Here is a 25,054-nt window from a genome sequence, read left to right as displayed (position 1 = left end):
CTGATGCCCGTTAATCTTTCTCTTCCCGAGGCGACTGCCTTGCTGCCAATTGCAGGCGTTACGATTGGCGTCACCGAAGCCGGTGTGCGCAAACAAGGCCGCAAAGATCTGACTATTTTCAAACTGGCCCCCGGTAGCCGCGTGGCGGGTGTTTTCACATCCAATCGATTTTGTGCTGCTCCGGTACAAGTGTGCCGTGAGCATTTGCACAGTGGACAAGAAATTCGTGCCTTGCTCATTAACACTGGTAATGCGAATGCAGGGACAGGGGCTGAAGGCCTGCACAATGCTCGGGTTACCTGCGAAGGTTTGGCTCAGCGATTGGGTTTGGCCGTAGAGCAAGTACTGCCTTTTTCTACTGGTGTCATCATGGAGCAGCTGCCAGTAGAGCGTGTAGTTCAGGGCATGGATGCTGCTTTGGCCGACTTGCATGAGAACCATTGGCTCAGAGCGGCCGAAGGCATCATGACAACCGATACCCAGCCCAAAGCTTACAGCGCCAGTGTGCAGATTGGTGGGCAAACAGTACGTATCACAGGCATTAGTAAAGGTGCTGGCATGATCCGTCCCAACATGGCCACTATGTTGGGTTTTATGGCAACAGATGCCAAGATTGCACCTGAGTTGATGCAATCTCTGGCCTTGCAGTTGGCTGAAGGATCGTTCAACCGTATCACGGTGGATGGTGATACCTCGACCAACGATTCTTTTGTGCTCATAGCCACCAATCAGGCAAATCACACCGAAATTGCATCGTGGGACAGTGAGGATGGTCAGCGCTTATACCAGGCCATGCTGCATGTAGCACGTCAACTGGCGCAAGCCATCGTGCGTGATGGTGAAGGCGCTACCAAATTCATCACAGTTCAGGTGGAGCAAGGGCACTCTGCCGCAGAGTGCCGTCAGGTGGCGTATGCGATTGCGCACTCACCGCTAGTGAAAACTGCTTTTTACGCAAGTGATCCCAATCTGGGGCGGATCTTGGCTGCGGTTGGGTATGCTGGGATTGTGGATTTAGATCAGTCCAAGATCGAGTTGTACTTGGATGATGTGCATGTCGCAACTCGCGGCGGACGTCACCCTAATTACCTAGAAGCCGATGGACAGCGCGTCATGAAGCAATCAGAGATAGTGGTGCGTGTTCAGCTTGGACGTGGTCAGGCGCAAGATACCGTATGGACGTGTGACTTCAGCCATGACTACGTCACCATCAACGCCGATTACCGCTCTTAATGGTCTTTTTCCATGTCTTCTGGTTCTGATTGGTCAGTCTTAGTTCCTTTCTTAGCCCGCCTAGAGGCATTCATGGAGCGGGTAGAAGCGAGTTTGCCGCAGCCGCTACAGGCGCCCGATTGGACAGAATCCGTGGCATTTCGCTATCGGCGCACGCGCAGTGGAAGGGGTGTGCTGAGTGCAGTTAAACACGTGGCAAGCATCCAGTTGCGTGATTTGTGTGATATCGATCAGCAAAAGGACAAGATATTCCGTAATACCGAGCAATTTGTGCGTGGTGCACCCGCAAACAATGTCTTGTTAACAGGAGCCCGCGGCACGGGAAAGTCTTCTTTGGTGCGGGCGTGTTTGCAGGCGTTTGCAGACCAAGGCTTGCGTTTGATTGAAATGGATAAACACGATCTGGTGGATTTGCCAGATTTGGTTGATCTCATTGCAGATCGCCCAGAAAAATTTATCATCTTTTGCGATGACTTGAGTTTTGAAGAAGGTGAAAGTGGCTACAAAGCGCTGAAATCGGTGCTTGATGGTTCAATAGCCGCAGCCAGTCCCAATGTGCTGATATATGCCACCAGCAATCGGCGCCATTTGTTGCCCGAGTACATGAGTGAAAACCTGACCTATACCCATACACCCGAGGGGGAGGTTCACCCTGGTGAGGTGGTGGAAGAGAAGGTTTCCTTATCAGAGCGGTTTGGACTGTGGCTCAGTTTCTACCCATTTAGCCAAGAAGAATATTGGCGTATCGTGCAGTATTGGCTGACTCATATGGGCGTGAGTGCCGAGCGCATCGCTGCTTGCCGTCCGCAGGCCTTGCTTTGGGCTTTGGAGCGAGGTGCTCGCAGTGGGCGCGTAGCGTACCAATTTGCCCGTGATTTTACTGGGCGACAAGCACATGAGTGAACTGCAAAAAACAGTATTGATGGTTGATGCAGACCAGCAACGCCATGAAACTGGCCCACGCAAAATAGTCGATGTTGCAGTCGGTGTTTTGTTGCACGCATCCGGAGCTTTTTTGCTCACCAGTCGCCCAGCAGACAAAGTGTACGCTGGTTATTGGGAGTTCCCTGGTGGCAAGCTAGAAGCTGGTGAATCTATTGAGCAAGCGCTGTCCCGTGAATTGCAGGAAGAGTTGGGTATACAGGTACAAGCCATTGAACGATGGCGTGAAGAGTTGGTCGACTATCCGCACGCCTTGGTGCGATTGCATTTTTGCAAAGTGACCCAGTGGATGGGTGAGCTTGAAATGCGTGAACAACAACACTATGCGTGGCAACAACTACCCGTGCTTGTAAAGCCTGTATTGCCCGGCACCATACCAGTATTGGCTTGGCTTGCCTCCGAGCGCCATTTTCTCGGTACTACGCATTCTGACAGTTAGGTGCTTCAACCCGCAAGCTTCAAGTTGCTAGGTTGCCTAGTGGCGTTTTGCTAGTGCAACTTGGGGTCCCCAAATGGGGCATCTTCTGGTGGTGCTTCAGTGGGAACTCTGAATGTTTCGCTTGCCCATGCCCCAAAGTCGATGGCTTTACAGCGTTGGCTGCAAAAAGGGCGATAGGGGTTGCTGCTGGCGTAGAGGGTTTGCTCCCCGCATTGGGGACACGGCACAGTCAAAATGCGCTTTGGTTCAGTGGACAAGGCGGCACCTCTGTTTAAGAACAAAGAGTGAGTTCAAATGCCGCATCTTGGTGGCTTGGCTGCAAACGATCGTCAGATTGATGTTGTAGCAAGCGAATGGACACCATGAGCCGATTCCCACTGATTTCCGGGATCAGTGCTAAGAGCGGATCGATGGACAAACGCAGCAATTGGAATGTGCGTCCTTGTGGAAGAATTTGCTGAAACTGGCCATTGCTAGCCACCACCTTTTGAGCTCCACCTGTCTCACGCAGCATTTTCAGTAAAAGATGGATGGCTTCGGCCAATGGCGACAGTGTCTGAGCCCATCGCTGCAAATCAGCTTGTCGCTGCGCAGCAGGTTTTTGCTGCCAAGCGTAATAAGTGGGCAAATCGAATTCGCAGGTGCCGCCAGGTATGTTGATGCGGCTGCGAATACTCATCAACCAATCGTTCTCAGTCAGGCTATGTCCTGCTTTGCCGGTTTGGTTATTCAGGTTGGTAAAGCATTGGTCGATTTGCGCCACCACGGCATCCAATACATTCTCTGCAATGGCCGGATTACCGCGGTAACTGTTGAGTGTTTGTTTTTGCTTGTCCAAGTCTTTCAGAGCATCGGACTTCAAGTCAGCCCGCGAGGCCACATCCATCACTTCAAAGATGGTTGCCAAGGCGTAGTGGTGATCCAATGGTTCTGTACGCGCCATGAGAAGGCTTAAGCGCAGAAACAAGTGCTCAAGCCTCAAATAGGTTCTAACGCGCTCGTTGAGTGGGTATTCGTACAGTGTCACGCTATTTCTCTCTGCTTGCGCAATCATAGCCCCAACTGCTGGCAGACAGACGTAACTTGTTGCCTCAAATTCATCAAGTCTTGTGTGTCATTGCGCAAAACCATGTCTGCACATGCCAAACGTTCAGATCTGCTGGCTTGGTTGTGCATGATTTGCTGAACTTGATCGGATGTAAGTCCGTTGCGTTGCATCACCCGTTTGATTTGGGTGCTTTCATCACAATCGACTACGCATATGCAGTCCAATAAAGGCTTCCATTGTGGACTTTCTGCCAGTAAAGGTATGTCCATAACGATCAGGCGCTGGCCTTGTTCTTGTGCCGCTGATGCGTTTTCCAGCATGGCATGGCGAATCAGCGGATGGAGTATGTGCTCCAGTGTTTGTTTGGCATGCGGTGTTTGGAAAATGTGTTCTCGAGTCCGTTGTCTGTCCAATGAGCCATCAGGAAGAACAAAAGAGTCGCCCAGTTGCTTGCGTATCGCAGCAATAGCAGCACCACCCGCTGCAGTCAATTGGTGCGATATGGCATCCGCCTCTATCACTGTGCCGCCGCACTCTGCAAAGAAGCGCCCAGCGGTTGATTTGCCACTGCCAATCCCACCAGTTAGCCCTATGCACCATCCTTGTTGCAACATGACTAGCTACTACAAGCCAATACCCATCATGATGGTTTGGGGCCCTAGAAAGAGACAGGCAAAAGCGCCGCCAGCTAGAAAGGGGCCGAATGGGATGTAGCCCCCTGGCCTGAGTGAAGCATTGAGTTTGAGTATCAACCCAACGACAGAGCCGACTATGGACGCCATCAGAATAATAGGCAACAAGGCTTGCCAACCAAACCATGCTCCAAGTGCTGCAAATAGTTTGAAGTCACCAAACCCCATACCTTCTTTGCCAGTGAGGAGCTTGAAAGCCCAGTAAATGCTCCACAAAGAGGTGTACCCAACAACCGCTCCCCAGAAGTGGGGCAATAAAGAATTGGAGCTCCAGCCCAAAGCTGCACCAATCAGCCCAAGCCAGAGCAAGGGCAAGGTAATGCTGTCCGGCAGTAGCGTGGTATCCCAGTCAATCAACGCCAATGACAGCAACGCTGCTGCAAAAATACTCCATAGCACACAGGCTGCACTGTAGCCATGTTGCGCTGCACACCAAGCGAATAACCCGGCGGTGATTAGTTCTACTATGGGGTAGCGCGTGCTAATCGGTTGTTTGCAAGCAGAGCATCGTCCACGCAACATCACATAGCTCACCAACGGAATATTTTCGTACCACTGAATCGCATGGTCACAATGCGGGCAGCGTGAGCGTGGGTGCAGCAGGCTGATGGTTACGCTTGTGCGAGGGGCTTCGGGGTTGATGAATTGCTGGCACTCAGCTTTCCATTCTTCTTCCATCATGCGCGGCAATCTATGAATCACGACATTCAAAAAACTGCCAATAAGTAAACCAATAAATCCCCAAAAAGCGATCCACAAAGGTACAGGTATGTCTTGCAATGGCATCAAACCACCTGCCCGAGCTTGAAGATAGGCAAGTACATGGAGACCACAATTCCACCAATCACAGTGCCCAAGACAACGATGATGATGGGCTCCATCAGGCTTGAAATACCTGCCACCATGTCGTCAACTTCCGCTTCAAAGAAGTCAGCCGCCTTGCCAAGCATGTGGTCGATAGAGCCAGATTCTTCGCCAATCGCGCACATTTGCAGCACCATGCTGGGGAAGACGTTGGCATTGGTCATAGCAACTGTCAGGGATGTGCCGGTGGACACTTCTTGTTGAATTTTTTCGGTTGCAGAAGAAAAAACCGCATTGCCAGATGCTCCACCGACAGAATCCAGTGCTTCCACCAAAGGAACGCCAGCTGCAAACATGGTGGCGAGTGTGCGAGTCCAACGGGCTACGCAGCTTTTATCAACCAACGGCCCAAACACTGGCAAACGCAGCATGAGTCGATCCATAACGATTTGCATTTTTTCGTTGCGTTTCCAAGCTTGCATGAAAAAGTACAAACCACCTCCTAGCCCACCAAATATCAGCCACCAGTAGCTCACAAAGAACTCACTCATAGCAATAACAACCAGCGTGGGGGCGGGTAAATCCGCTCCAAACGAAGTGAATACTTGCTTGAACGATGGAATCACAAAAATCATGATCACTGAGACCACCACAAAAGCAACCACCAAGACGGCGATGGGGTACATCAGTGCAGACTTGATCTTGGATTTGATGGCCTCGGTTTTTTCCATGTAAACAGCCAACCGATCCAGCAGCTGATCCAAAATACCTGCTGCTTCACCTGCTTCCACCAAATTGCAGTACAGGTTGTCAAAATACATGGGGTATTTGCGGAATGCCGCACTCAGTGATGTGCCCGTTTCCACATCGGAGCGGATGTCATTGAGCAGTTTGGTCACACTGGGGTTGGGGTTGCCGCGTCCAACGATGTCGAATGCTTGCAACAAAGGCACACCAGCTTTCATCATGGTGGCTAGCTGGCGGGTGAAGATAGTCAAGTCTTTGGACGTGATTTTCTTACCAGTCCGCATTTTGCGTTTTTTGATTTTGCTCGGCGTAATACCTTGGCGACGCAGAGAGGAGCGCACTTGGTTTTCCCCTTGTGCCCGCATTTCTCCACGCACCTGTTTGCCACCCCGGTCTTTGCCTTCCCACTCAAAGACTTGCTCTTTTCCCGTGGTGCTTGGTTTTGCGGTTGCCATACGATCCTCTTACTGTTTATTCGTTGGTTACGGCCAACACTTCGTCCAACGACGTCATACCCAATTTGACCTTGTACAAACCAGACTGTCGCAAAGAGCGAACGCCTTCTGCTTCGGCTTGCCTTGCAATTTCCAGTGCGCTGCCATCGCGCAAAATAATTTCTTGGATGGCCTCGCTAATTGGCATCACTTGGTAAATGCCAACGCGGCCTTTGTAGCCGTTGTTGCACATTGAGCAACCAACTGCTTTATAGGGCTTCCAACTACCATCCAACTCACTGGGTTTGAAACCTGCGTCCAGCAAAGCGGTATCTGGAATATCCAACGGCTCTTTGCAGTTGCTGCACAAACGCCGCGCCAAGCGTTGGGCTGTAATCAATATGACGCTGGAGGCGATGTTGAATGGTTGGATGCCCATGTTGCGCATACGCGTTAGTGTGGTGGGGGCATCGTTGGTATGCAAAGTAGACAAAACCAAGTGACCGGTTTGGGCTGCTTTGATGGCAATGTCGGCCGTTTCTAGGTCGCGAATTTCCCCCACCATGATGATGTCGGGATCTTGGCGCAGAAATGACTTCAGCGCTGCGGCAAAGGTCAATCCTGCCTTTTCATTGACGTTGACTTGATTAACCCCCGGCAGGTTGATTTCCGAAGGGTCTTCTGCTGTCGCAATGTTGACGCCTGGTTGATTGAGCAGGTTCAAACAGGTGTAAAGCGACACGGTTTTACCCGACCCCGTGGGGCCTGTTACCAGAATCATCCCGTAAGGGCGGCCAATCGCGCTAAGCAAACGCTCTTTTTCTTCTGGCTCATACCCCAGTGCATCAATGCCCAGTTTGGCGCTACTGGGGTCTAGGATACGAATCACAATTTTTTCGCCAAAAAGGGTAGGCAAGGTACTGACACGAAAATCGATGACTCTGTCGGGGCCCACTTTCAATTTCATACGGCCATCTTGCGGAACGCGCTTTTCCGAGATGTCCATGCGTGAAATGACTTTGATGCGAGATGCCAACTTGTCCTTGATAGCAATTGGCGGGCTGGCTATTTCTCGCAATTGACCGTCTATGCGAAAGCGCACTCGGTAATTGTGCTCATAGGGTTCAAAGTGCAAATCCGAAGCCCGCATGCTGAAAGCATCCAACAGCATTTTTTGCAAAAAGCGCACAACAGGCGCATCTTCCACTTCTGTTGTACTGGACTGGGTTTCGTCAATCACTACGTCGGCTTGGACGTCTGCAAAGTCGAAATCAGTGCCAATGATGTCATTCATGGTTTCGGTAGCAGAGGCCGTTTCTGCTTCCACCAATCGGCTGAGTTTGTCGTATTCGACGACAACCCAGTCTACGGCCATTTGTGTTGTGAATCGGATACGTTCGGCCGCCGTCTGGTTGGATGGATCTGCCGTGGCAACGGTGAGTCGATTGCCCTTCTTGGCTAGTACCAAAACACGAAACTCACTACAAATTTTGGGGTCTAGCAAAGATTTGGGGAGTCGGTTGGGGTCTATCGCATTCAGATCCAGTAAAGGAACGGCGAACGACATGGATAGAGTGTGAGCCAAGTTGTAGGGCGATACTGCCCCTGATGCCAGTAGGCTGGGTAAGAAGCCTTTTTTGTCTAATTGCGACTGCTTGAAGATGCTGGAAACAGTGTTGGCATCTACTTTGCCAGCCGCAACCAATGCACGGCCAATACCTGGCAAGTTTTGCAATTCATCCGAGGGTAGTGCAACAGGGGTGTCCATAGGCAGTCCGAAGTCGGCTTATTTAAGCACAAGCATTCAAAAATGAAAGCGCGTCAGCGTCTTTTGCAGACAAACGTGGTGTGCTGGCGTCATTCAGGGCAGGCCAATCTATCGATAAAGTGGGATCGTTCCATGCAATACTGCGTTCGAACTGGGGGGCGTAGTAGTCCGTGGTTTTGTACAAAAATTCGGCGCTTTCACTCAAAACCAAGAAGCCGTGCGCCAAACCCGGTGGAATCCACATTTGGTGTTTGTTATCAGCACTCAAGATTTCCCCTACCCATTTCCCAAAAGTAGGGGATTCACGCCGAATGTCCACGGCGACATCGAATACAGCGCCTTGCACGACGCGTACCAGCTTGCCTTGTGCTTGTTCGGTTTGGTAGTGCAATCCGCGCAACACCCCATAGGCCGATTTCGAGTGGTTATCCTGTACAAAAGGCAAGACCACCCCGGTCACTTCGCGAAAAATTCGTTCGTTGAAGCTTTCGAAGAAAAAGCCGCGTTCATCGCCAAAAACTTTCGGTTTGAGTAGCAGAACATCGGCGATAGCGGTTGGAATAGCTTGCATAGTGGTGTTTAAAAGACCTTGTCAGTTAACAGGCGCAGCAGGTATTGCCCATAGCCAGTTTTGGCCAATGGTTGTGCCAAGCGCTGCAGTTGTGCATCATCAATCCAGCCGCTGCGCCAAGCGATTTCTTCTGGACTGGCCACTTTAAGGCCTTGGCGGCTTTCAATGGTTTGGATGAATTGGCTGGCTTCGAGCATGGATTCGTGCGTACCCGTGTCTAGCCAAGCATAGCCCCGTCCCATGGTTTGCACATCGAGTTTTCCGCGCTCCAAGTAGAGGCGGTTGAGGTCGGTAATTTCCAATTCACCACGCGCAGAGGGTTTGACTTGCTTGGCCAGTTCCACGACTTGTTGGTCGTAGAAATACAGGCCTGTTACAGCGTAGCGACTCTTAGGGGCTTTGGGCTTTTCTTCCAGACTGATGGCGTGTCCTTGCGCATTGAACTCCACCACACCATAGCGTTCGGGGTCATGCACCGCATAGGCAAACACGGTAGCACCAGCCGTTTGCTGGTTGGCTGCTTGGAGCAAGCTTGCAAAATCATGGCCATAAAAAATGTTGTCACCCAATACCAAAGCGGCTGGTGCCCCATCCAAAAAGGATTCGCCAATCAAAAAAGCCTGCGCCAGTCCGTCGGGGGAGGGTTGCACGGCATATTGCAAACGAATTCCCCACTGGCTGCCATCGCCGAGCAATTGCTCAAAGCGGGGAGTGTCTTGGGGGGTGCTGATGACCAAAATCTCTTGGATACCCGCTAGCAGCAGTGTGCTCAAGGGGTAGTAGATCATGGGCTTGTCGTAAATAGGCAGTAGCTGTTTGCTCACGGCTTGTGTGGCTGGGTATAGGCGTGTGCCCGAGCCGCCTGCCAAGATGATGCCTTTGCGTGGTGTGGTCATTGTTGTTTAACTCCCTGTAATTTCAGTCAACATGCGGCGAACGCCCGACTCCCAGTGGGGTAGTTGCAGGCCGAAGTGGGTTTGCAGTTTGTGGGTATTGAGGCGCGAATTGAGTGGACGTTGGGCCGGGGTGGGGTAGGCGCTGGTGGGGATCGCCTCTACCAGCTCGGGCTTTACTGTCAGTGTGTGTCCGTGGGCTTGTGCCAGTGTGAGTACCAAGCGCGCGTAATCAAACCATGTGGTATAGCCCGTTGCAGCACAGTGGTAGCTGCCTGCTAAAGCGGGGTTGCGCTGCAATTGCGGAATGGCTTGCGCCACCACATCGGCCAACAATTCGGCGGATGTAGGGGCTCCCCACTGATCGTTGATCACCCGCAGCGTATCGCGCTCGCTGGCCAAGCGCAGCATGGTTTTGGCAAAGTTGCCGCCGCGGCTGGCATAGACCCAGCTAGTGCGCAGTATCAGGTGTTTGGCGTGCCGAGCCACCGCTTGCTCACCAGCCAGTTTGCTCTGACCATACACACTCAAGGGGGCTGGTGTGTCGTCCTCTTGCCAAGGGCGGTCACCTTGGCCGTTGAACACATAGTCGGTGCTGAAATGAATCAGCCATGCGCCTGTTTTGGCCGCATGCTCAGCCAGCAGAGCGGGCGCTGTAGCGTTGATTTGTGTGGCCAAGGCTGGTTCGGCCTCAGCTTTGTCGACGGCCGTGTAAGCACTGGCGTTGACGATGATGTGGGGCTGCACCCTATCGAGCGTGGCTTGCAAACCCACCAAATCGGTGAAGTCGCCGCACAGACCATGGGGGTTGAGGCTGCTGCGGCTACCCAGACTGACCAAGTGCCCCAGCACGCTCAGGGAGCGCTGGAGCTCCCAGCCGACTTGACCATTGCAGCCCAACAACAAAATGGTGGGGCATGTGGTGGACTGACTCATGTTCAGCCTTGGTATTGCTGGGCAATCCAATCGCGGTAGCTACCGCTTTGCACTTGCGCCACCCATTCTTGGTTATCCAAATACCACTGCACGGTTTTACGGATTCCACTCTCAAAGGTTTCAGCGGGTTTCCAGCCCAGTTCGCGTTCGATTTTGCGGGCATCAATGGCGTAGCGGCGGTCGTGTCCAAGGCGATCAGTCACGTAGCTGATTTGCTCGGCATAGGACTTGCCATCGGCGCGCGGACGTAGACCATCGAGCAAGCTGGCAATGGTGCGCACGATCTCGATATTGGGTTTTTCATTCCAGCCGCCCACGTTGTAGGTTTCACCCAAACGACCGGCTTCCAACACGCGGCGAATGGCGCTGCAATGGTCTTTCACGTACAGCCAGTCGCGGATTTGCATGCCGTCGCCATACACGGGCAGGGGTTTGCCTGCCAAGGCGTTGACGATCATGAGTGGAATCAGTTTTTCGGGGAAATGGTAGGGGCCGTAGTTGTTGCTGCAGTTGGTTGTCAGCACGGGCAGGCCATAGGTGTGGTGGTAAGCGCGCACCAAATGGTCGCTGGCAGCCTTGCTGGCCGAGTAGGGGCTGTTGGGCTCGTACCGATGCTGTTCGGTAAATGCAGCAGCGTCGGGGCTCAGGCTGCCGTATACCTCATCGGTACTCACATGCAGGAAGCGAAATGCCGCCTTGTCTGTGTCTGACAAGCCGTTGACGTGCGCACGCACGGCTTCCAGCAAGCCAAAAGTGCCCACGATGTTGGTTTGGATGAACTCGCCGGGTCCGTGGATAGAGCGATCCACATGGCTTTCGGCTGCAAAGTTCACGACTGCCCGTACTTGGTGTTGTTTCAACAGCTTTTCGATCAGGGCGCGATCACCAATATCGCCTTGCACAAAAATATGCCCTGGGTTGCCTTGCAGGCTGGCCAAATTGGCCAAATTGCCTGCATAAGTGAGCTTGTCCACGTTGACAACACTCTCTTGGCTTTGCGCCAACCAGTCCAGCACGAAATTGCTGCCAATAAACCCTGCCCCACCTGTCACCAAAATCGTCATAGTGTGTAACCTTGTTGTTGTATGGTTATGCGCTGTATAGCGCACAGTCTCCATTATCGGGCCACTGTAGGGGCGCATACATGCATGCAGTAAGCTTGCCACTTTAACAAGGAAACTAGATGACAAAAGGGATGATTCTGGCGGCCGGGCAGGGGACCCGGGTGCGACCATTGACCCATGATTTGCCTAAGCCCATGGTGCCCATTTTGGGCAAACCGGTGATGGAGTACTTGATTGAGCATTTGGCCCGCCACGGTGTGCGCCAGATCATGGTCAACGTGGCTTACCACCACCAGGCCATTGAACGCTACTTTGGCGATGGACGCCGCTGGGGCGTGGAGTTGGGTTATTCCTACGAAGGGGTGGTGGAGCACGGCGATGTCGTGCCTCGTCCCTTGGGGTCGGCGGGGGGGATGCGCAGGATTCAAGATTTCAGTGGTTTTTTTGATGAAACAACGTTGGTACTGTGCGGCGATGCGCTGATTGATTTGGACATCACGGCAGCCATTGCCGAGCACAAGGCCAAGCAAGCTTTGGCCAGTGTGGTGGCCTTGGATGTACCGCGCGAGCAAGTGCGCGCCTATGGCATCGTGGTGGCTGATGAGGAAGGGTGCATTCAATCATTCCAAGAAAAGCCTAAACCCGAAGAAGCCCTCTCTACCTTGGCCAGCACCGGTATTTATTTGTTCGAGCCCCAAGTGCTGGACATGATTCCTGCGGGCAAGGAATACGACATTGGTTCTGAGCTGTTCCCGCAGTTGGTGGCGCAAAAAGCCCCTTTTTATGTGCAAAACCGGGCTTTCCACTGGCTAGACATTGGTCGCGTAAGCGACTACTGGTCGGTGTTGCAGCGTGTGCTCAAAGGCGAAGTGGACAATATGCCCATGCCTGGTACCGAGGTGCGTCCCGGTGTGTGGGTAGGTCTCAATACGCGTATCGACTGGGATAAGGTAACGATTGAAGGTCCCGTTTATATTGGGTCTAGCGTGACTTTGGAGCCCGGTGCCACCATCGTGGGGCCAGCATGGATTGGCAATGGCAGTGTCATCAGTGGTGGTGCTTGTGTGATGCGCAGCGTGCTGTTTGACTATGTGCGCATCCCCAAAGGCGCTTACTTCCACGAGATGATTGTGTCGCGCCACTACTGCGTCGATCGCCGTGGTGAAACCTTGTACCGTGGCGATGACCGCTCGCACTTGCGCTGGGGCGATGCCCGTGGCCACGTTTGATTGCCTAACTAACCGTTCATGACCGACTTTGTGACCGTATTGCCTGTTGTCCTCTCTGGAGGCTCAGGCACCCGTTTGTGGCCTTTGAGCCGTGAAAAATACCCCAAGCAGCTCTTGCCCTTGCTGGGGGAAGATTCTTTGCTGCAGGCCACACTGCGCCGTTTGGATGGCATCCAAGATTTGCACTTGCTCTCCCCCTTGGTGGTGTGCAACGAGGAATACCGCTTTGTGATTGCCGAGCAATTGCGCCAAATGCAGCGTCCTGGCACGGTATTGCTCGAACCCACAGGGCGCAACACTGCGCCGGCTTTGGCCATTGCCGCCCATGCTGCGCAAAAGCTAAGTCAAGACGACCCAGTACTGCTGGTCATGCCAGCAGATCACGTTATTGTGGATACGGCTGCTTTTCAGCAGGTGGTGCGCCAAGGTGCCGCCGCCGCCGCCGCTGGCAAAGTGGTGACCTTTGGCATCACCCCCGACGCCCCTGAAACGGGCTACGGCTATATCCAAGCCGCAGGTCAAGCCGATGCACTGGGGGCGCGAACCATCCAGCGGTTCGTGGAAAAACCCGACTTGGCCACCGCTCAGCGCTATTTGGATGAAGGTGCTTACTCGTGGAACAGCGGTCTCTTTATGGTGCGTGCGTCGGTGTGGTTGCGTGCACTGCAAGTGTGCCGCCCCGACATTGCAGCCGCTTGCGAGCAAGCCAGTTGGCAAGGTCGCACCGATGGCGATTTTGTGCGCGTGGATGCACAAACTTTTGCCGCATGCCCCAGCGATTCGATTGACTATGCCGTGATGGAGCGCATCGCTGCTACGGCCCAGCCAGCAGCAGACCTGCCCCGAGCCGTGGTGATTCCCTTAGCGGCGGGTTGGTCCGATGTGGGGGCCTGGGATGCCCTGTGGGACGTGCTACCCAAAGACGCCCAAGGCAACGTGGCCCAAGGCGACGTGCTGTTGCACGACAGCCGCAATACCTTGGCCCTGTCCGAAGGGCGTTTGCTGGCCTGTGTGGGGGTGGATGACTTGATCGTCGTCGAAACCGCCGATGCCGTGCTGGTGGCCCACAAAGACAAAACGCAGGATGTGAAGAAGATCGTTGATCGTCTCAAGCAAACCCAGCGCAGCGAAGGGCAGTACCACCGCAAGGTATTTCGTCCCTGGGGCTGGTACGACAGTGTGGATGCGGGCGAACGCTTTCAGGTCAAACGCATCCAAGTCAAACCGGGTGCGGCACTGTCCTTGCAAATGCACCATCACCGTGCCGAGCACTGGATTGTGGTCAGTGGTACCGCCCGCGTGACGGTGGGCGAGCAGGTGTTGCTGGTGTCAGAAAACCAGTCCACCTACATCCCTTTGGGCACCCGTCATCGGCTGGAAAACCCCGGCAAAGTGCCTTTGGAAATGATTGAAGTGCAGTCCGGCAGCTACTTGGGCGAGGACGATATTGTGCGATTTGAGGACGTTTATGGGCGCTGACCATCCCCCGCCCGCGCGAGCGGGTGAGCCACGAGAAGACAAACGCAGCTTGCTGCAAAAAATTGCCGAGTTCATCCACCCGGGGCCCGACTCCAAGGATGAACTCATAGAAACTTTGGCCGAGGCTGAGGACAATCAGATCATCGGAGCCGAATCGCGCGTCATGCTCGAAGGCGTGATCCGCATGGCCGACATGAGCGCCGGAGATGTCATGGTGCCGGCCCCGCGCATGGACTTGCTTGACATTGCTGCACCGCTGGAGTCCATGCTGCACACTGTCATCGATACCGGGCATTCCCGTTTTCCGGTGTACGAAGGCGAGCGCGAGAACATCATTGGTATCTTGCTGGCCAAAGACCTGCTCAAGCTGCAGCGCGCCCCAGAACTGCACATCCGCGCCTTGTTGCGCCCAGCCGTGTTCGTGCCCGAATCCAAAGGCCTAAACGACTTGCTGCGCGAATTCCGTGGCAACCGCAACCACTTGGCTGTGGTGATTGACGAATTCGGCCGGGTGGCTGGGCTTATCACCATTGAAGACGTGCTCGAGCAGATCGTGGGCGAGATCGAGGACGAATTCGATGTCGCCGAAGACGAGGGCGACATCTTCTCCTTGGCCGACAAAACCTGGCGCGTCAGTGGTGATACGCCGATTGAACGCGTCAATGAAGCGTTTGACGTCCATTTGGCCAGCTCCGACCCCGACACCAGCTTTGGTACCAGTTTTGACACCATCGGTGGTTTGATTGCCCACGAAATGGGGCACGTTCCCAAGCGCGGCGAGCACGCCGAATTGGGGGGCTTGCGCTTTGTCGTGATGCACACCAAAGGCGGTGCTGTGAAGTGGTTCAAAGTGTCACCAGTTGCTGACGTTTCTGCATGATGAATCGGCCTGTAAGGCTTACAGATATTGCTGTGGCAGCTATCGTTTTGATAGCGGGTCTGGTTCATGCGGTGAGCTTGGCATGGCCTTTTGCTGAGCCGTTTGATGGCGGCGCGGCATGGCTGCCAGCACGCGGTGTCCCATTGTGGCCACTACAGTGGGCGGCCTTGGCGGTGTTGGCGTGGCATTGGCGGCACGCTGTCAGTGCACGCCAAGCCCTGTGGCAGGGTTGGTGCTTTGCCACCGCATGGCTGGCGGCCACCTTTTGGTGGCTGGTGGTGGCTATGCATGTGTATGGCGGCCTGTGGCTGTGGTTATCGCTTGTGGCGGTGGTCTTGTTGGCGGCCTTCTTGGCCAGCTACTACGCGGTGTTGGGTTATGTGCTGCGGCGCTGGATGCTGCAGCGCCCACTGGCGTGGGGCTTGGCTTTTGCCTGCTGCTGGACGTTGGCTGAGGGTTTGCGCAGTTGGGTGCTGACAGGTTTTGGCTGGGGTGGTGTGGGCTACGCGTGGGTCGATGGCCCCTTGTCCGCCACCTACCCATGGGTGGGGGTGTTCGGTGCTGGTTGGCTGGCAGCCGCCTTGGCGGCAGTGCCTGCCGTCTGGATGGTGCTGGGCCAGCGTGTGCGCAGTGTGGTGCTGGCGGTATGCGCTGCGGGGCTCTTGCTCGGTTGGCTGTTGCCACCAGCGGCGCAGAACTTCACCGCCAGTAGCGGCGTGCTGCGGGTGGAGTTGCTGCAAGGCGCTATCCCCCAAGACGAAAAGTTTGAAATGGGCACGGGCATTCCGCTCGCGCTCGATTGGTATGGCGCGCAACTGCGCAGCGCACAGTCGGACTTGGTGCTGGCCCCCGAAACGGCTATTCCACTGTTGCCCTACCAGTTGCCCGGCGACTATTTGTCCACGCTGCAGCAGCACTTTGCGGCCAGCCGTACCACGGCCTTGGTCGGTATTCCACTGGGCAATCAGCAGGTGGGGTATACCAACTCCATGTTGGCTTGGGGGTCTAACCCAGCACTGGCGCAGTGGCGCTATGACAAGCACCACCTCGTGCCGTTTGGCGAATTCATTCCGCCCCTCTTTAAGTGGTTTATGCGGCTCATGAGCATTCCGCTGGACTCCTTCGCCCGGGGGGATTTGGGCCAAGTACCCTTGCCGGTGGCAGGTCAGTTGGTTGCCCCCAATATTTGCTACGAAGACCTGTACAGCGAAGAAATCGCCACCCGCTTTGCCAAGCCCGACCAGCAGCCCACCATCTTGGCCAATGTGAGCAATCTGGCTTGGTTTGGCAACACCGTGGCACTGGATCAGCACTTGCACATCTCGCGCGTGCGGGCCATGGAGTTCCAGCGTCCCGTGCTGCGCGCCACCAATACCGGGGCAACGGCCATCGTCAGCCATACCGGGCAAGTGGTAGTAGCCTTGCCCTATGGCGAACGCGCTGTACTGCAGGCGGCGGTGCAGGGGCGCAGTGGCCTCACACCCTATGCGCGTTGGGTAGCGGCCTATGGCCTGTGGCCCTTGTGGGCGCTGTGCCTGCTGCTGTGGTGGGGCCTGTGGCGCTGGCAGCAGGGTTCCCGCCCGTAAAATGCCGCTCTTGTGCCCGGCAATAGCGCAGGGCTCCTAACGCATAACAACACACCATGCTTACTTTTCAGCAAATCATCCTGCGCTTGCAGGAATACTGGGATTCCAAAGGCTGCGCCTTGCTGCAACCCTACGACATGGAAGTAGGGGCCGGCACCAGCCACACCGCCACCTTTTTGCGCGCCATTGGCCCAGAGCCTTGGAAGGCCGCCTACGTGCAGCCCAGCCGCCGCCCCAAAGATGGCCGCTATGGCGACAACCCCAACCGCTTGCAGCACTACTACCAGTACCAAGTGGTCTTGAAGCCAGCGCCAGCCAACATCTTGGAGCTGTATCTGGGCTCGCTCGAAGCGCTGGGTTTTGACCTGAAGAAAAACGACATCCGTTTTGTCGAGGACGATTGGGAAAACCCCACACTGGGCGCTTGGGGCTTGGGCTGGGAGGTTTGGCTCAACGGTATGGAAGTGACGCAGTTCACCTACTTCCAGCAAGTGGGCGGCATCGACTGCAAGCCCGCTACCGGCGAGATCACCTACGGCTTGGAGCGCCTGGCCATGTACCTGCAAGGCGTGGACAATGTCTACAACCTGCAGTGGACCGACACTCTGAAGTACGGTGATGTGTACCACCAAAACGAGGTGGAGCAGTCCACCTACAACTTCGAGCACAGCGACGCGGAGTTCCTCTTCCACGCTTTCAACGCGCACGAAAAGCAAGCCAAATACCTCATCGAACAGCAGCTGGCCTTGCCTGCGTACGAGCAAGTGCTCAAGAGCGCGCACAGCTTCAACCTGCTGGACGCCCGGGGCGCTATCAGCGTGACCGAGCGCGCCGCCTACATCGGTCGCATCCGCAACTTGGCGCGTGCCGTGGCCCAAAGCTACTACGACAGCCGCGAGCGCTTGGGCTTTCCCATGGCCCCGCGCGAGTGGATTGCCCAAATGCCCGCAACGCCTGCCAAAAACGCCTGAGCACGGAGACAAGAACAATGACAAACCCCACCCTGCTAGACACCTTGTTGGTTGAGCTTTTCGTCGAAGAACTGCCACCCAAAGCCCTGAAGAAACTGGGCGATGCTTTCGCTACTGTGCTGGCCGATAGCCTCAAAGCCCAAGGCTTGGCCGCAGCCGATGCGGCTGTGACCGCCTATGCCTCGCCGCGCCGTTTGGCGGTGCAAGTGGCCCAAGTGGCCACCAAGGCGGCCGACAAAGCTGTGGCGCAAAAACTCATGCCCGTGGCCGTGGCGCTGGACGCCAATGGTGCCGCCACCCCCGCACTGTTGAAAAAACTGCAAGCCTTGGGCGTGGACGTGAGCAACCCTGCCGCTGCCGTGGCCGGCCTGCAGCGGGCCCCCGATGGCAAAGCCGAAGCCCTGTTTTTGCACAGCACCGTGGCAGGCGCTACGCTGGCCGAAGGCCTGCAAAAAGCCTTGCAGGAAGCCATTGCCAAGCTGCCTATTCCCAAGGTCATGAGCTACCAGCTGGAAAGCGGCTGCGAGTTGCCTGGCTGGACCAGCGTCAGCTTCGTGCGCCCCGCCCACGGTTTGGTGGCCTTGCATGGTTCGACCGTGGTGCCCGTGTCGGCACTGGGCTTGCAGGCTGGCAACAGCACGCACGGCCACCGTTTTGAGGCCGCCAAGTCGCCCGTGGTCATCGCCCACGCCGAGGCCTACGCCGCTACGCTGCGCGACGACGGTGCCGTCATTGCCAGCTATGCCGAACGCCGCGCCGAAATCGCCCGCCAACTGCAGGCCGCCGCTGCCCAAGTGGGAGGCGGCTGCAAGCCCATTGAAGACGATGCCCTGCTGGACGAAGTGACCGCACTGGTGGAGCGCCCCAATGTGCTCATCTGCGCGTTTGAAAAGCAATTCCTCGAAGTGCCGCAAGAGTGCCTGATTCTCACCATGAAGGCCAACCAGAAGTACTTCCCCTTGCTGGATGCAGCAGGCAAGTTGACCAACCAGTTCTTGGTGGTGAGCAACATCAGCCCCGCTGACGCCAGTGCCGTGATCGGTGGCAACGAGCGTGTGGTGCGTCCCCGTTTGGCTGACGCCAAGTTCTTCTTTGACCAAGACCGCAAAAAGACCCTGGCCAGCCGTGTGCCGGGTCTGGCCAAAGTGGTCTACCACAACAAGTTGGGCACGCAAGGTGAGCGGGCTGAGCGCGTGCGCGCGATGGCCCATGCCATCGTCAACCAACTGCGCATGGCCACCACGCCATTTAGCGTGGATGACAAAGACCACTTTGACATGCTGGACCACAAGGTGCAGGAAGCGGCCCTGTTGGCCAAGACCGATTTGCTGACCGATATGGTGGGCGAGTTCCCCGAATTGCAAGGTGTCATGGGGGGCTACTACGCCCGCCACGAAGGCCTGCGCGACGGTGTGGCCATTGCCATTGAAGACCACTACAAACCCCGCTTTGCAGGCGATGAGTTGCCCCGCAACCAGACGGGCACCATTTTGGCATTGGCCGACAAGCTGGAAACCTTGGTCGGTATGTTCGGCATTGGCAACCTGCCCACTGGCGACAAAGACCCCTTCGCCCTGCGCCGCCACGCTTTGGGCGTGGTGCGCATGCTGAGCGAAAAGAACCTGCCGCTGGACTTGGTGCCTTTGTTGCAAAGCGCTGTGCCAGCGTTTGGCGACAAGATAACCGATGCCACGGCAGCCTTGGCAGACTTCATCTACGACCGACTGGCTGGCAGCCTGCGCGAGCAAGGTTACAGCGTGCAAGAGGTCGATGCGGTGCTAGCCCAGCGTCCCCAGCGCTTGGGCGATGTGGGCCAACGCTTGGCTGCGGTGCGTGCGTTTGCCGCTTTGCCCGAAGCGCCTTCTTTGGCTGCAGCCAACAAGCGCGTGAGCAACATCTTGAAGAAGGCCGAAGTGGCGGTGGATGCCCACGTCAACCCCGCTTTACTGCAAGAAGATGCCGAGCAAGCTTTGTATGCCGCGCTGCAAAAGCTCAAGCCCGAGGCCGACGCGCAGTTCCAAGCGGGTGATTACACCGCCTCGCTGCAGACCTTGGCCGCGCTGCGCACGCCGGTGGATGCCTTCTTTGATGACGTCATGGTCAATGCTGAGCAAGACGACTTGCGCCTGAACCGCTTGGGGCTGCTCAAGACCTTGCAACTGGCCATGAACCAAGTGGCTGATCTGTCTCGTTTGGCGGCATAAACCATGCACAGCGCGGAGGGCAAACACATGAAGTTGGTCATTTTGGACCGTGACGGCACCATCAATGAGGACAGCGATGATTACATCAAGTCTGCCGATGAATGGGTGCCTCTGCCCGGTGCGCTGGAAGCCATAGCCCGCCTCAACCATGCGGGGTGGCACGTGGTGGTGGCATCGAACCAGTCTGGCGTGGGACGGGGCTTGTTTGACATGTCCGCCCTCAACGCCATGCACGGCAAGATGCACCGCCTGCTCGCTGCAGTGGGCGGGCGCATCGAGGCCATTTTCTTTTGCCCCCATGCCCCAGAAGAGCAATGCCAATGCCGCAAGCCCGAACCGGGTTTGTTTGTGCAAATTGGTGAGCGTTTCGGGGTGGATTTGCACACAGTGCCTGTGGTGGGCGATACCTCGCGTGACTTGGTGGCCGGTGCTGCCGTGGGGTGTGAACCGCATTTGGTGCTCACAGGCAAGGGCGAAGCCTACCGGGGACGTCAGTTGCCCGACTCGTTCCCCGCCCACACCGTGGTGCACGAGGATTTGTCCGGCTTTGTGGACTACCTGCTGACACGCGATCAGCCTACTACCTGATTAGGAGCTTTTTATGCTGACTCAAGCGGCCCAATGGGCCCAGCAGTGGAACCAGCGCACCCGCGCATCGTGGGGCTGGAGTTTGGTGCGTTCCGTGCTGCATATGCTGTGGATGATGGCCACCGTAGTGCCGGTGGCCCTGTATTTGATGTGGCGCTCTTTGTTCCAGCGGGGTGAACCCCTGTGGTGGATTGCTGCGGTGTGGCTGCGTTTGGCTGTGCAGGGTGCGCGTGTCATCTTGGGTATTGAAGTGCGGATTACGGGCATGGAAAACCTGCCTAGTGGTCAGCGCGATCCGGCCATTTTGTTGGTCAAGCACCAATCTACCTTCGAGACGTTTCTGCTGCCGGCCATCATGCCGCATCCCTTGGCTTATGTATTCAAGAAGGAGCTGTTGTATGTGCCCTTCTTTGGTTGGTCGATGGCGCGCTTGGACATGATCCACATCGACCGCAAACAGCGCGCCGAAGCCTTTAACAAAGTGGTGCGCCAAGGCAAGCGCCTGCTGGACCAAGGCGTGTGGGTCATCATGTTCCCGGAAGGCACCCGCATTCCCCGGGGCGAGCAGGGTACGTACCGCACGGGCGGTACCCGCTTGGCACTGGCAACCGGTGTGCCGGTGATACCGATTGCGGTGACATCGGCCAAATGCTGGCCCCGCAAAGCGTTTGTGAAAACGCCTGGTGTGGTGGATGTGTCCATTGGCAAACCCATCCCCAGTGAAGGGCGCGAAGCAGACGAACTGATGCGCGAAGTGCAGGCCTGGATCGAATCGGAGATGCGCCGTCTCGACCCCGAGGCTTACCAGTAAAGGCCACCTCTTTCCCCCAACGTTAGCCACGCCATGGCCCCTGTCGCCTTGCAAACCGAGCTGCCGTTGGAGCACACCCTCAAGGTCTATCGCCACCCGCAAGCCAACCGCGAGATCATGCTCGATGGCGTGGTGGTGGCGTATGCCTTTGCCCGTGCACGGCGTCGCAGCATTGGTTTTACGGTTGGAGCCGATGGCCTGAGTGTCAGAGCACCCAGCTGGACGCCATTGAGCGAGGTAGACACTGCACTGCGCAGCAAGTCGGACTGGATCGTGCGCAAGCTCTTGGAGGTGCAAGAACGCGGCCAGCGCCAACAGCATGCCCAAGTGGACTGGGCCGATGGCGCTACTTTTCCGTATCTGGGGCATGCGGTGCAATTGGTGCTGGGGTCTGGTCAAACCCGCAGCCTGCGCAGTGCTTTGCTGGTGCAGGCCGCCGATGGCACGCAGCAGTTGCACATGGGCTTGCCCAGCAGCGCCAGCAGCACCCAAGTCCGCGATGCCGTGCAGGCGTGGCTCATGCGCCAAGCCTTGGTGTACTTTGCCCAGCGCTTAGACCACTTTGCCCCTTTGCTGCAGGTGCGCTACACGCGCTTGCGCCTGAGCAATGCTAGCACCCGCTGGGGCAGTGCCAAAAGCGATGGATCTATTCGCTTGAACTGGCGCCTCATCCATTGCCGCCCAGCGCTGATTGATTACGTGGTGGCGCACGAGTTGAGCCACCTGCGTGTCATGGACCACAGCCCACGTTTCTGGGACACCGTGGCCAGTGTGGTGCCCGACTACGCCGCTTTGCGCCAAGGTCTGCACGAAGTTGCCTTGCCCAAGTGGGATTAGCGCAATCTTTTTGTTCTGTAAGTAAATTTGTTAACTTTTTTATACTTACTTATCGTAAGATGGTGCTGTGCGTCATTAATGTGTATTTGCGCACAAAGTTATCTGAAGTTTTCCTATTTTCATTCATGGTTTTACAACGGAGTTGTTATGAAATCAGGTATTTTTATTCGCAAACTGGCAGCCGTGGCTTTGCTTGCTGGCATGTTTGCTAGCGCAGAGGCTGGAACTCTTGGCTGGGTTCTGGTGAAGCCATTCAAAGGCAATGTGTCGGTGACGGTAACGTCATTCAATGCCGCTTGGCAGCTTGGCTGGCAATCTGCTTGGGATCAATGCCGCAGTGCCTATCCTAAAACACGCTCAGTTGAACTGGCGTATTGGACTAGCGGTACAACGACTTACTTCTACGAACGCTGGAACTGCCGCGATACGCAGTGATCAGCCTGACAAAAAACGCCCCTCTCGAGGGGCGTTTTTTTTGTCTCAGTCTGCCTGTATGGTGACACTTGCATGTGTCATCACTGCGTGGCAGTGCAACCGAAATTGCAGCAGAAAGCCCGCCCGTTGACGCTCCAGGCAGCTATCAATTTGATAGCTGCTTGAGCTTGCTGCACAAGGGTTAGAGGCTAGTTTGGCTTCTAAGCTGCTTACAACTCCGTGCGCAAACGCCAAATCTCGGGAAATAGCACCACGTCCAGCATCTTGCGCAGATAGCTCACGCCGCCCGTGCCGCCCGTGCCGCGCTTAAAGCCGATGACGCGTTCTACCGTGGTCAGGTGGCGGAAACGCCAGAGGCGAAAGGCGTCTTCCAGGTCGGTCAGTTCTTCGCCCAGTTGGTACAAGTCCCAGTGCGCTTGGGGGGTGCGGTAGACCTGCAGCCACGCTTGCTCCACGCCATCGTCTGCGCTGTAGGGTTGGCTCCAGTCGCGCTGCAAGTGGCTGCTGGGCACGGTCAAGCCCCGGCGCGCCATCAGGCGCAATGCTTCGTCGTACAGCGATGGGGCTTGGTATGCGGCTTGCACCTGTGCCAGTAGTTCGGGGCGGTGCGCGTGGGGTTGGAGCATGGCCGCGTTTTTGTTGCCCAGGCTGAACTCGATGCAGCGGTATTGGTAGCTCTGAAAGCCGCTGCTTTGTGCCAAGTAGGGGCGGATGGCGCTGTACTCGGGTGGCGTCATGGTGGCCAGCACGTCCCATGCGTGTACCAGTTGCTCCATGATTTTGCTCACCCGTGCCAGCATCTTGAAGGCTTCGGGCAAGCTGTCTTGCGCGATGTGGCTTATCGCGCCTTTGAGCTCGTGCAGCATCAGCTTCATCCACAGCTCGCTGGTCTGGTGCTGGATGATGAACAGCAACTCGTTGTGGTTGGGTGAGAGTGGCTTTTGGGCGTTCAGGATGGCGTCTAGCTGCAGGTAGTCGCCATAGCTCATGCTCTGGCTGAAGTCGAGCTGGGCTTTTTCCTCGCGCACGATGCCTTCGCCCACACCGTTGGTCTGGGCTTGTGGGGGGGCGTCTAGCCCTGACGGCCCGCTATGGAAAGGGCAGCCGCTGTGTGTTGGGGTGTTGTGGTTCATGCAGGTCTCCTCAGGTCACGGCGTGTTGGCGGTTGAACTCGGGTTGGCGCCACTCGCCACTCTCCAGCACTTGAGCCAGGTGTTCGGCAGCGTTCCACACGTCTTCAAAGCTCAGGTACAGCGGCGTAAAGCCAAAGCGCAACACATCGGGGGCGCGGTAGTCGCCAATCACGCCACGGGCGATGAGCGCCTGCACCATGGCGTAAGCCCCTTCGTCGCGGGCCAAGCACACTTGCGATCCACGCTGCTGGTGCTCACGCGGTGTCACCAAGCGCAAGCCGTGGCCTGCGCAGCGCGCCTCCACGCGGGCGATGAACAAGTCCGTCAGGGCCAGTGACTTGCGGCGCAACGCCGCCATGGGCTCGCCAGCCACGCAGTCGCGCACGCCCAAGAAAGTGTCCAGCCCGCATTCCAGCGCCGTCAGGCTCAGTATCGGCTGGGTGCCGCACAGGTAGCGGGCAATGCCGGGGGCGGGTTGATAGTCGGGCGTGAACTGGAAGGGCGCTGCATGGCCCCACCAGCCCGACAGAGGCTGCCAGAAGCGGTCTGCCAGGCGCGGATTCACCCACGCAAACGCGGGGGCACCGGGGCCGCCGTTGAGGTATTTGTAGCCACAGCCCACGGCAAAGTCGGCGTTGGCTCCGTTCAAGTCCACGGGCACCGCCCCGGCACTGTGCGCCAAGTCCCACACCATGAGCGCACCGGCTGCATGCGCTGCGGCGGTCACGCTGGCCATGTCGTGCATGGCACCGGTGCGGTAGTTCACGTGGGTGAGCATCAGCACCGCGATGTTTGGGGCTGCGGGCGATGCCAGCAGGCCAGCCAGTTCTTCGGGTTCTATCAGTTGCAGTGTCAGGCCGTGCTGGCGGCACAGGGACTCGGCGATGTACAAGTCGGTCGGGAAGTTGCTGCGCTCCGATACCACGGTAGAGCGCGTGGGATGGTCATTCTTTGCTATAGAAATTGCAGCACTGAGCACCTTGTACAGGTTGATGCTGGTGGTATCGGTAGCCACCACTTCCCCGGCATTGGCACCGATGAGTTGGCCTATCTTGTCGCCCACGCGCTGGGGGGCTTCGAACCAGCCAGCGCTGTTCCAGCTGCGAATCAGGCCCGTGCCCCATTCGCCATGGATGGCTTGCGCCACCCGCTCAGCCGTGCGGCGGGGCAGGGGGCCCAGCGAGTTGCCGTCCAGGTAAATCACCCCTGCAGGCAAGTCAAATTGTTGGCGCATGGCGCGCAGCGGGTCTTGCGCATCCAAAGCGCGGCATTGCTCCAGCATCGTGGGAGCGGTGAAATCGGTGGTCATGTCAGGTCTCCAAAAGAAAAA

At 56.5% G+C, this 25,054-nt stretch carries 25 protein-coding genes; 13 read left to right on the top strand and 12 right to left on the bottom strand.

What is annotated here, in order from left to right; all coding sequences use genetic code 11:
* Positions 1 to 3: 3 nt before the first annotated feature.
* The 3 genes from argJ (at position 4) to KIK84_RS03610 (ending at position 2,614) form a co-directional block, all read left to right on the top strand.
* Entirely contained in the window at positions 4 to 1,233 is a 1,230-nt protein-coding gene (argJ, locus tag KIK84_RS03620; protein ID WP_214121639.1) for a bifunctional glutamate N-acetyltransferase/amino-acid acetyltransferase ArgJ, read from the top strand.
* A 72-nt stretch (positions 1,234 to 1,305) separates the two neighbouring features.
* A complete protein-coding gene (locus KIK84_RS03615; RefSeq protein ID WP_502757543.1) occupies positions 1,306 to 2,136 on the top strand; it encodes an ATP-binding protein in 831 nt (276 codons plus the stop codon).
* Positions 2,129 to 2,614, top strand: a complete 486-nt coding sequence (locus tag KIK84_RS03610; protein WP_502757536.1) for an NUDIX domain-containing protein — start codon at positions 2,129 to 2,131, stop codon at positions 2,612 to 2,614. The genes KIK84_RS03615 and KIK84_RS03610 overlap by 8 nt, the downstream gene beginning before the upstream one ends.
* Positions 2,615 to 2,664: 50 nt before the next feature.
* Here KIK84_RS03610 and KIK84_RS03605 read toward each other — a convergent pair whose 3' ends face one another.
* Genes KIK84_RS03605 through rfbB form a run of 10 tightly spaced genes read right to left on the bottom strand, consistent with a single transcriptional unit; the run spans position 2,665 to position 11,571 of the window.
* A complete protein-coding gene (locus KIK84_RS03605; RefSeq protein ID WP_502757542.1) occupies positions 2,665 to 2,841 on the bottom strand; it encodes a DNA gyrase inhibitor YacG in 177 nt (58 codons plus the stop codon).
* A 44-nt stretch (positions 2,842 to 2,885) separates the two neighbouring features.
* On the bottom strand, positions 2,886 to 3,641 hold the full coding sequence (zapD, locus tag KIK84_RS03600) for a cell division protein ZapD (RefSeq protein ID WP_214121636.1): 756 nt from the start codon (positions 3,639 to 3,641) through the stop codon (positions 2,886 to 2,888).
* 23 nt (positions 3,642 to 3,664) lie between these two features.
* A complete protein-coding gene (gene coaE / locus KIK84_RS03595) occupies positions 3,665 to 4,276 on the bottom strand; it encodes a dephospho-CoA kinase (protein ID WP_214121635.1) in 612 nt (203 codons plus the stop codon).
* Positions 4,277 to 4,285: 9 nt separating this feature from the next.
* Complete coding sequence (locus KIK84_RS03590; RefSeq protein ID WP_214121634.1) at positions 4,286 to 5,140, bottom strand: prepilin peptidase; 855 nt, start codon at positions 5,138 to 5,140, stop codon at positions 4,286 to 4,288.
* A complete protein-coding gene (locus KIK84_RS03585; RefSeq protein WP_214121633.1) occupies positions 5,140 to 6,360 on the bottom strand; it encodes a type II secretion system F family protein in 1,221 nt (406 codons plus the stop codon). Before KIK84_RS03585 ends, KIK84_RS03590 begins: the two co-directional genes overlap by 1 nt.
* A gap of 16 nt (positions 6,361 to 6,376) precedes the next feature.
* Complete coding sequence (gene pilB, locus KIK84_RS03580) at positions 6,377 to 8,107, bottom strand: type IV-A pilus assembly ATPase PilB (RefSeq protein WP_214121632.1); 1,731 nt, start codon at positions 8,105 to 8,107, stop codon at positions 6,377 to 6,379.
* Positions 8,108 to 8,129: 22 nt separating this feature from the next.
* Positions 8,130 to 8,678: a dTDP-4-dehydrorhamnose 3,5-epimerase gene (gene rfbC, locus KIK84_RS03575; protein WP_214121631.1), complete on the bottom strand. Its 549-nt coding sequence runs from the start codon at positions 8,676 to 8,678 to the stop codon at positions 8,130 to 8,132.
* A gap of 8 nt (positions 8,679 to 8,686) precedes the next feature.
* Positions 8,687 to 9,574 carry a glucose-1-phosphate thymidylyltransferase RfbA gene (gene rfbA / locus KIK84_RS03570; RefSeq protein ID WP_214121630.1) on the bottom strand — a complete coding sequence of 296 codons (888 nt, stop codon included), beginning with the start codon at positions 9,572 to 9,574 and terminating at the stop codon, positions 8,687 to 8,689.
* Between the two features lie 6 nt (positions 9,575 to 9,580).
* Positions 9,581 to 10,507 carry a dTDP-4-dehydrorhamnose reductase gene (gene rfbD, locus KIK84_RS03565; RefSeq protein WP_214121629.1) on the bottom strand — a complete coding sequence of 309 codons (927 nt, stop codon included), beginning with the start codon at positions 10,505 to 10,507 and terminating at the stop codon, positions 9,581 to 9,583.
* A 2-nt stretch (positions 10,508 to 10,509) separates the two neighbouring features.
* Entirely contained in the window at positions 10,510 to 11,571 is a 1,062-nt protein-coding gene (gene rfbB / locus KIK84_RS03560) for a dTDP-glucose 4,6-dehydratase (RefSeq protein ID WP_214121628.1), read from the bottom strand.
* A gap of 119 nt (positions 11,572 to 11,690) precedes the next feature.
* Here rfbB and KIK84_RS03555 point away from each other — a divergent pair, with 119 nt between their 5' ends.
* The 10 genes from KIK84_RS03555 to KIK84_RS03510 all read left to right on the top strand — a co-directional run bounded on the left by KIK84_RS03555 (position 11,691) and on the right by KIK84_RS03510 (position 22,591).
* Entirely contained in the window at positions 11,691 to 12,800 is a 1,110-nt protein-coding gene (locus KIK84_RS03555) for a nucleotidyltransferase family protein (protein WP_502757535.1), read from the top strand.
* Between the two features lie 18 nt (positions 12,801 to 12,818).
* The gene (locus KIK84_RS03550; RefSeq protein ID WP_214121627.1) at positions 12,819 to 14,279 is read left to right on the top strand and encodes a mannose-1-phosphate guanylyltransferase/mannose-6-phosphate isomerase; all 1,461 of its coding nucleotides are present in this window, start codon (positions 12,819 to 12,821) and stop codon (positions 14,277 to 14,279) included.
* On the top strand, positions 14,269 to 15,159 hold the full coding sequence (locus tag KIK84_RS03545; protein ID WP_214121626.1) for a CorC family transporter: 891 nt from the start codon (positions 14,269 to 14,271) through the stop codon (positions 15,157 to 15,159). The genes KIK84_RS03550 and KIK84_RS03545 overlap by 11 nt, the downstream gene beginning before the upstream one ends.
* A gap of 32 nt (positions 15,160 to 15,191) precedes the next feature.
* Positions 15,192 to 16,745, top strand: a complete 1,554-nt coding sequence (lnt, locus tag KIK84_RS03540) for an apolipoprotein N-acyltransferase (protein ID WP_349815896.1) — start codon at positions 15,192 to 15,194, stop codon at positions 16,743 to 16,745.
* A gap of 56 nt (positions 16,746 to 16,801) precedes the next feature.
* A complete protein-coding gene (glyQ, locus tag KIK84_RS03535) occupies positions 16,802 to 17,716 on the top strand; it encodes a glycine--tRNA ligase subunit alpha (protein WP_214121625.1) in 915 nt (304 codons plus the stop codon).
* Positions 17,717 to 17,733: 17 nt separating this feature from the next.
* Complete coding sequence (gene glyS, locus KIK84_RS03530; RefSeq protein WP_214121624.1) at positions 17,734 to 19,920, top strand: glycine--tRNA ligase subunit beta; 2,187 nt, start codon at positions 17,734 to 17,736, stop codon at positions 19,918 to 19,920.
* A gap of 27 nt (positions 19,921 to 19,947) precedes the next feature.
* Complete coding sequence (gene gmhB, locus KIK84_RS03525; protein WP_214122289.1) at positions 19,948 to 20,508, top strand: D-glycero-beta-D-manno-heptose 1,7-bisphosphate 7-phosphatase; 561 nt, start codon at positions 19,948 to 19,950, stop codon at positions 20,506 to 20,508.
* A gap of 103 nt (positions 20,509 to 20,611) precedes the next feature.
* The gene (locus KIK84_RS03520) at positions 20,612 to 21,319 is read left to right on the top strand and encodes a lysophospholipid acyltransferase family protein (protein WP_250207787.1); all 708 of its coding nucleotides are present in this window, start codon (positions 20,612 to 20,614) and stop codon (positions 21,317 to 21,319) included.
* A gap of 33 nt (positions 21,320 to 21,352) precedes the next feature.
* Entirely contained in the window at positions 21,353 to 22,156 is an 804-nt protein-coding gene (locus KIK84_RS03515; RefSeq protein ID WP_214121622.1) for a M48 family metallopeptidase, read from the top strand.
* Between the two features lie 147 nt (positions 22,157 to 22,303).
* Positions 22,304 to 22,591 (top strand): hypothetical protein, encoded by a 288-nt coding sequence (locus tag KIK84_RS03510; RefSeq protein ID WP_214121621.1) that lies wholly within the window; start codon positions 22,304 to 22,306, stop codon positions 22,589 to 22,591.
* A 209-nt stretch (positions 22,592 to 22,800) separates the two neighbouring features.
* On the opposite strand, the gene kynA is transcribed toward KIK84_RS03510, so the two are convergent.
* Both kynA and kynU read right to left on the bottom strand, forming a co-directional pair.
* Positions 22,801 to 23,724 (bottom strand): tryptophan 2,3-dioxygenase, encoded by a 924-nt coding sequence (gene kynA, locus KIK84_RS03505; RefSeq protein ID WP_214121620.1) that lies wholly within the window; start codon positions 23,722 to 23,724, stop codon positions 22,801 to 22,803.
* A 10-nt stretch (positions 23,725 to 23,734) separates the two neighbouring features.
* On the bottom strand, positions 23,735 to 25,033 hold the full coding sequence (gene kynU, locus KIK84_RS03500) for a kynureninase (RefSeq protein WP_214121619.1): 1,299 nt from the start codon (positions 25,031 to 25,033) through the stop codon (positions 23,735 to 23,737).
* Positions 25,034 to 25,054 lie beyond the last annotated feature (21 nt).

Origin of the sequence: Curvibacter sp. CHRR-16 (assembly GCF_018474005.1) — a bacterium.
In the GTDB taxonomy this organism is placed as follows: domain Bacteria; phylum Pseudomonadota; class Gammaproteobacteria; order Burkholderiales; family Burkholderiaceae_C; genus Allorhodoferax.
Note: the sequence above shows the minus strand (reverse complement) of the source record. Positions and strands in the feature narration are given on the sequence as shown.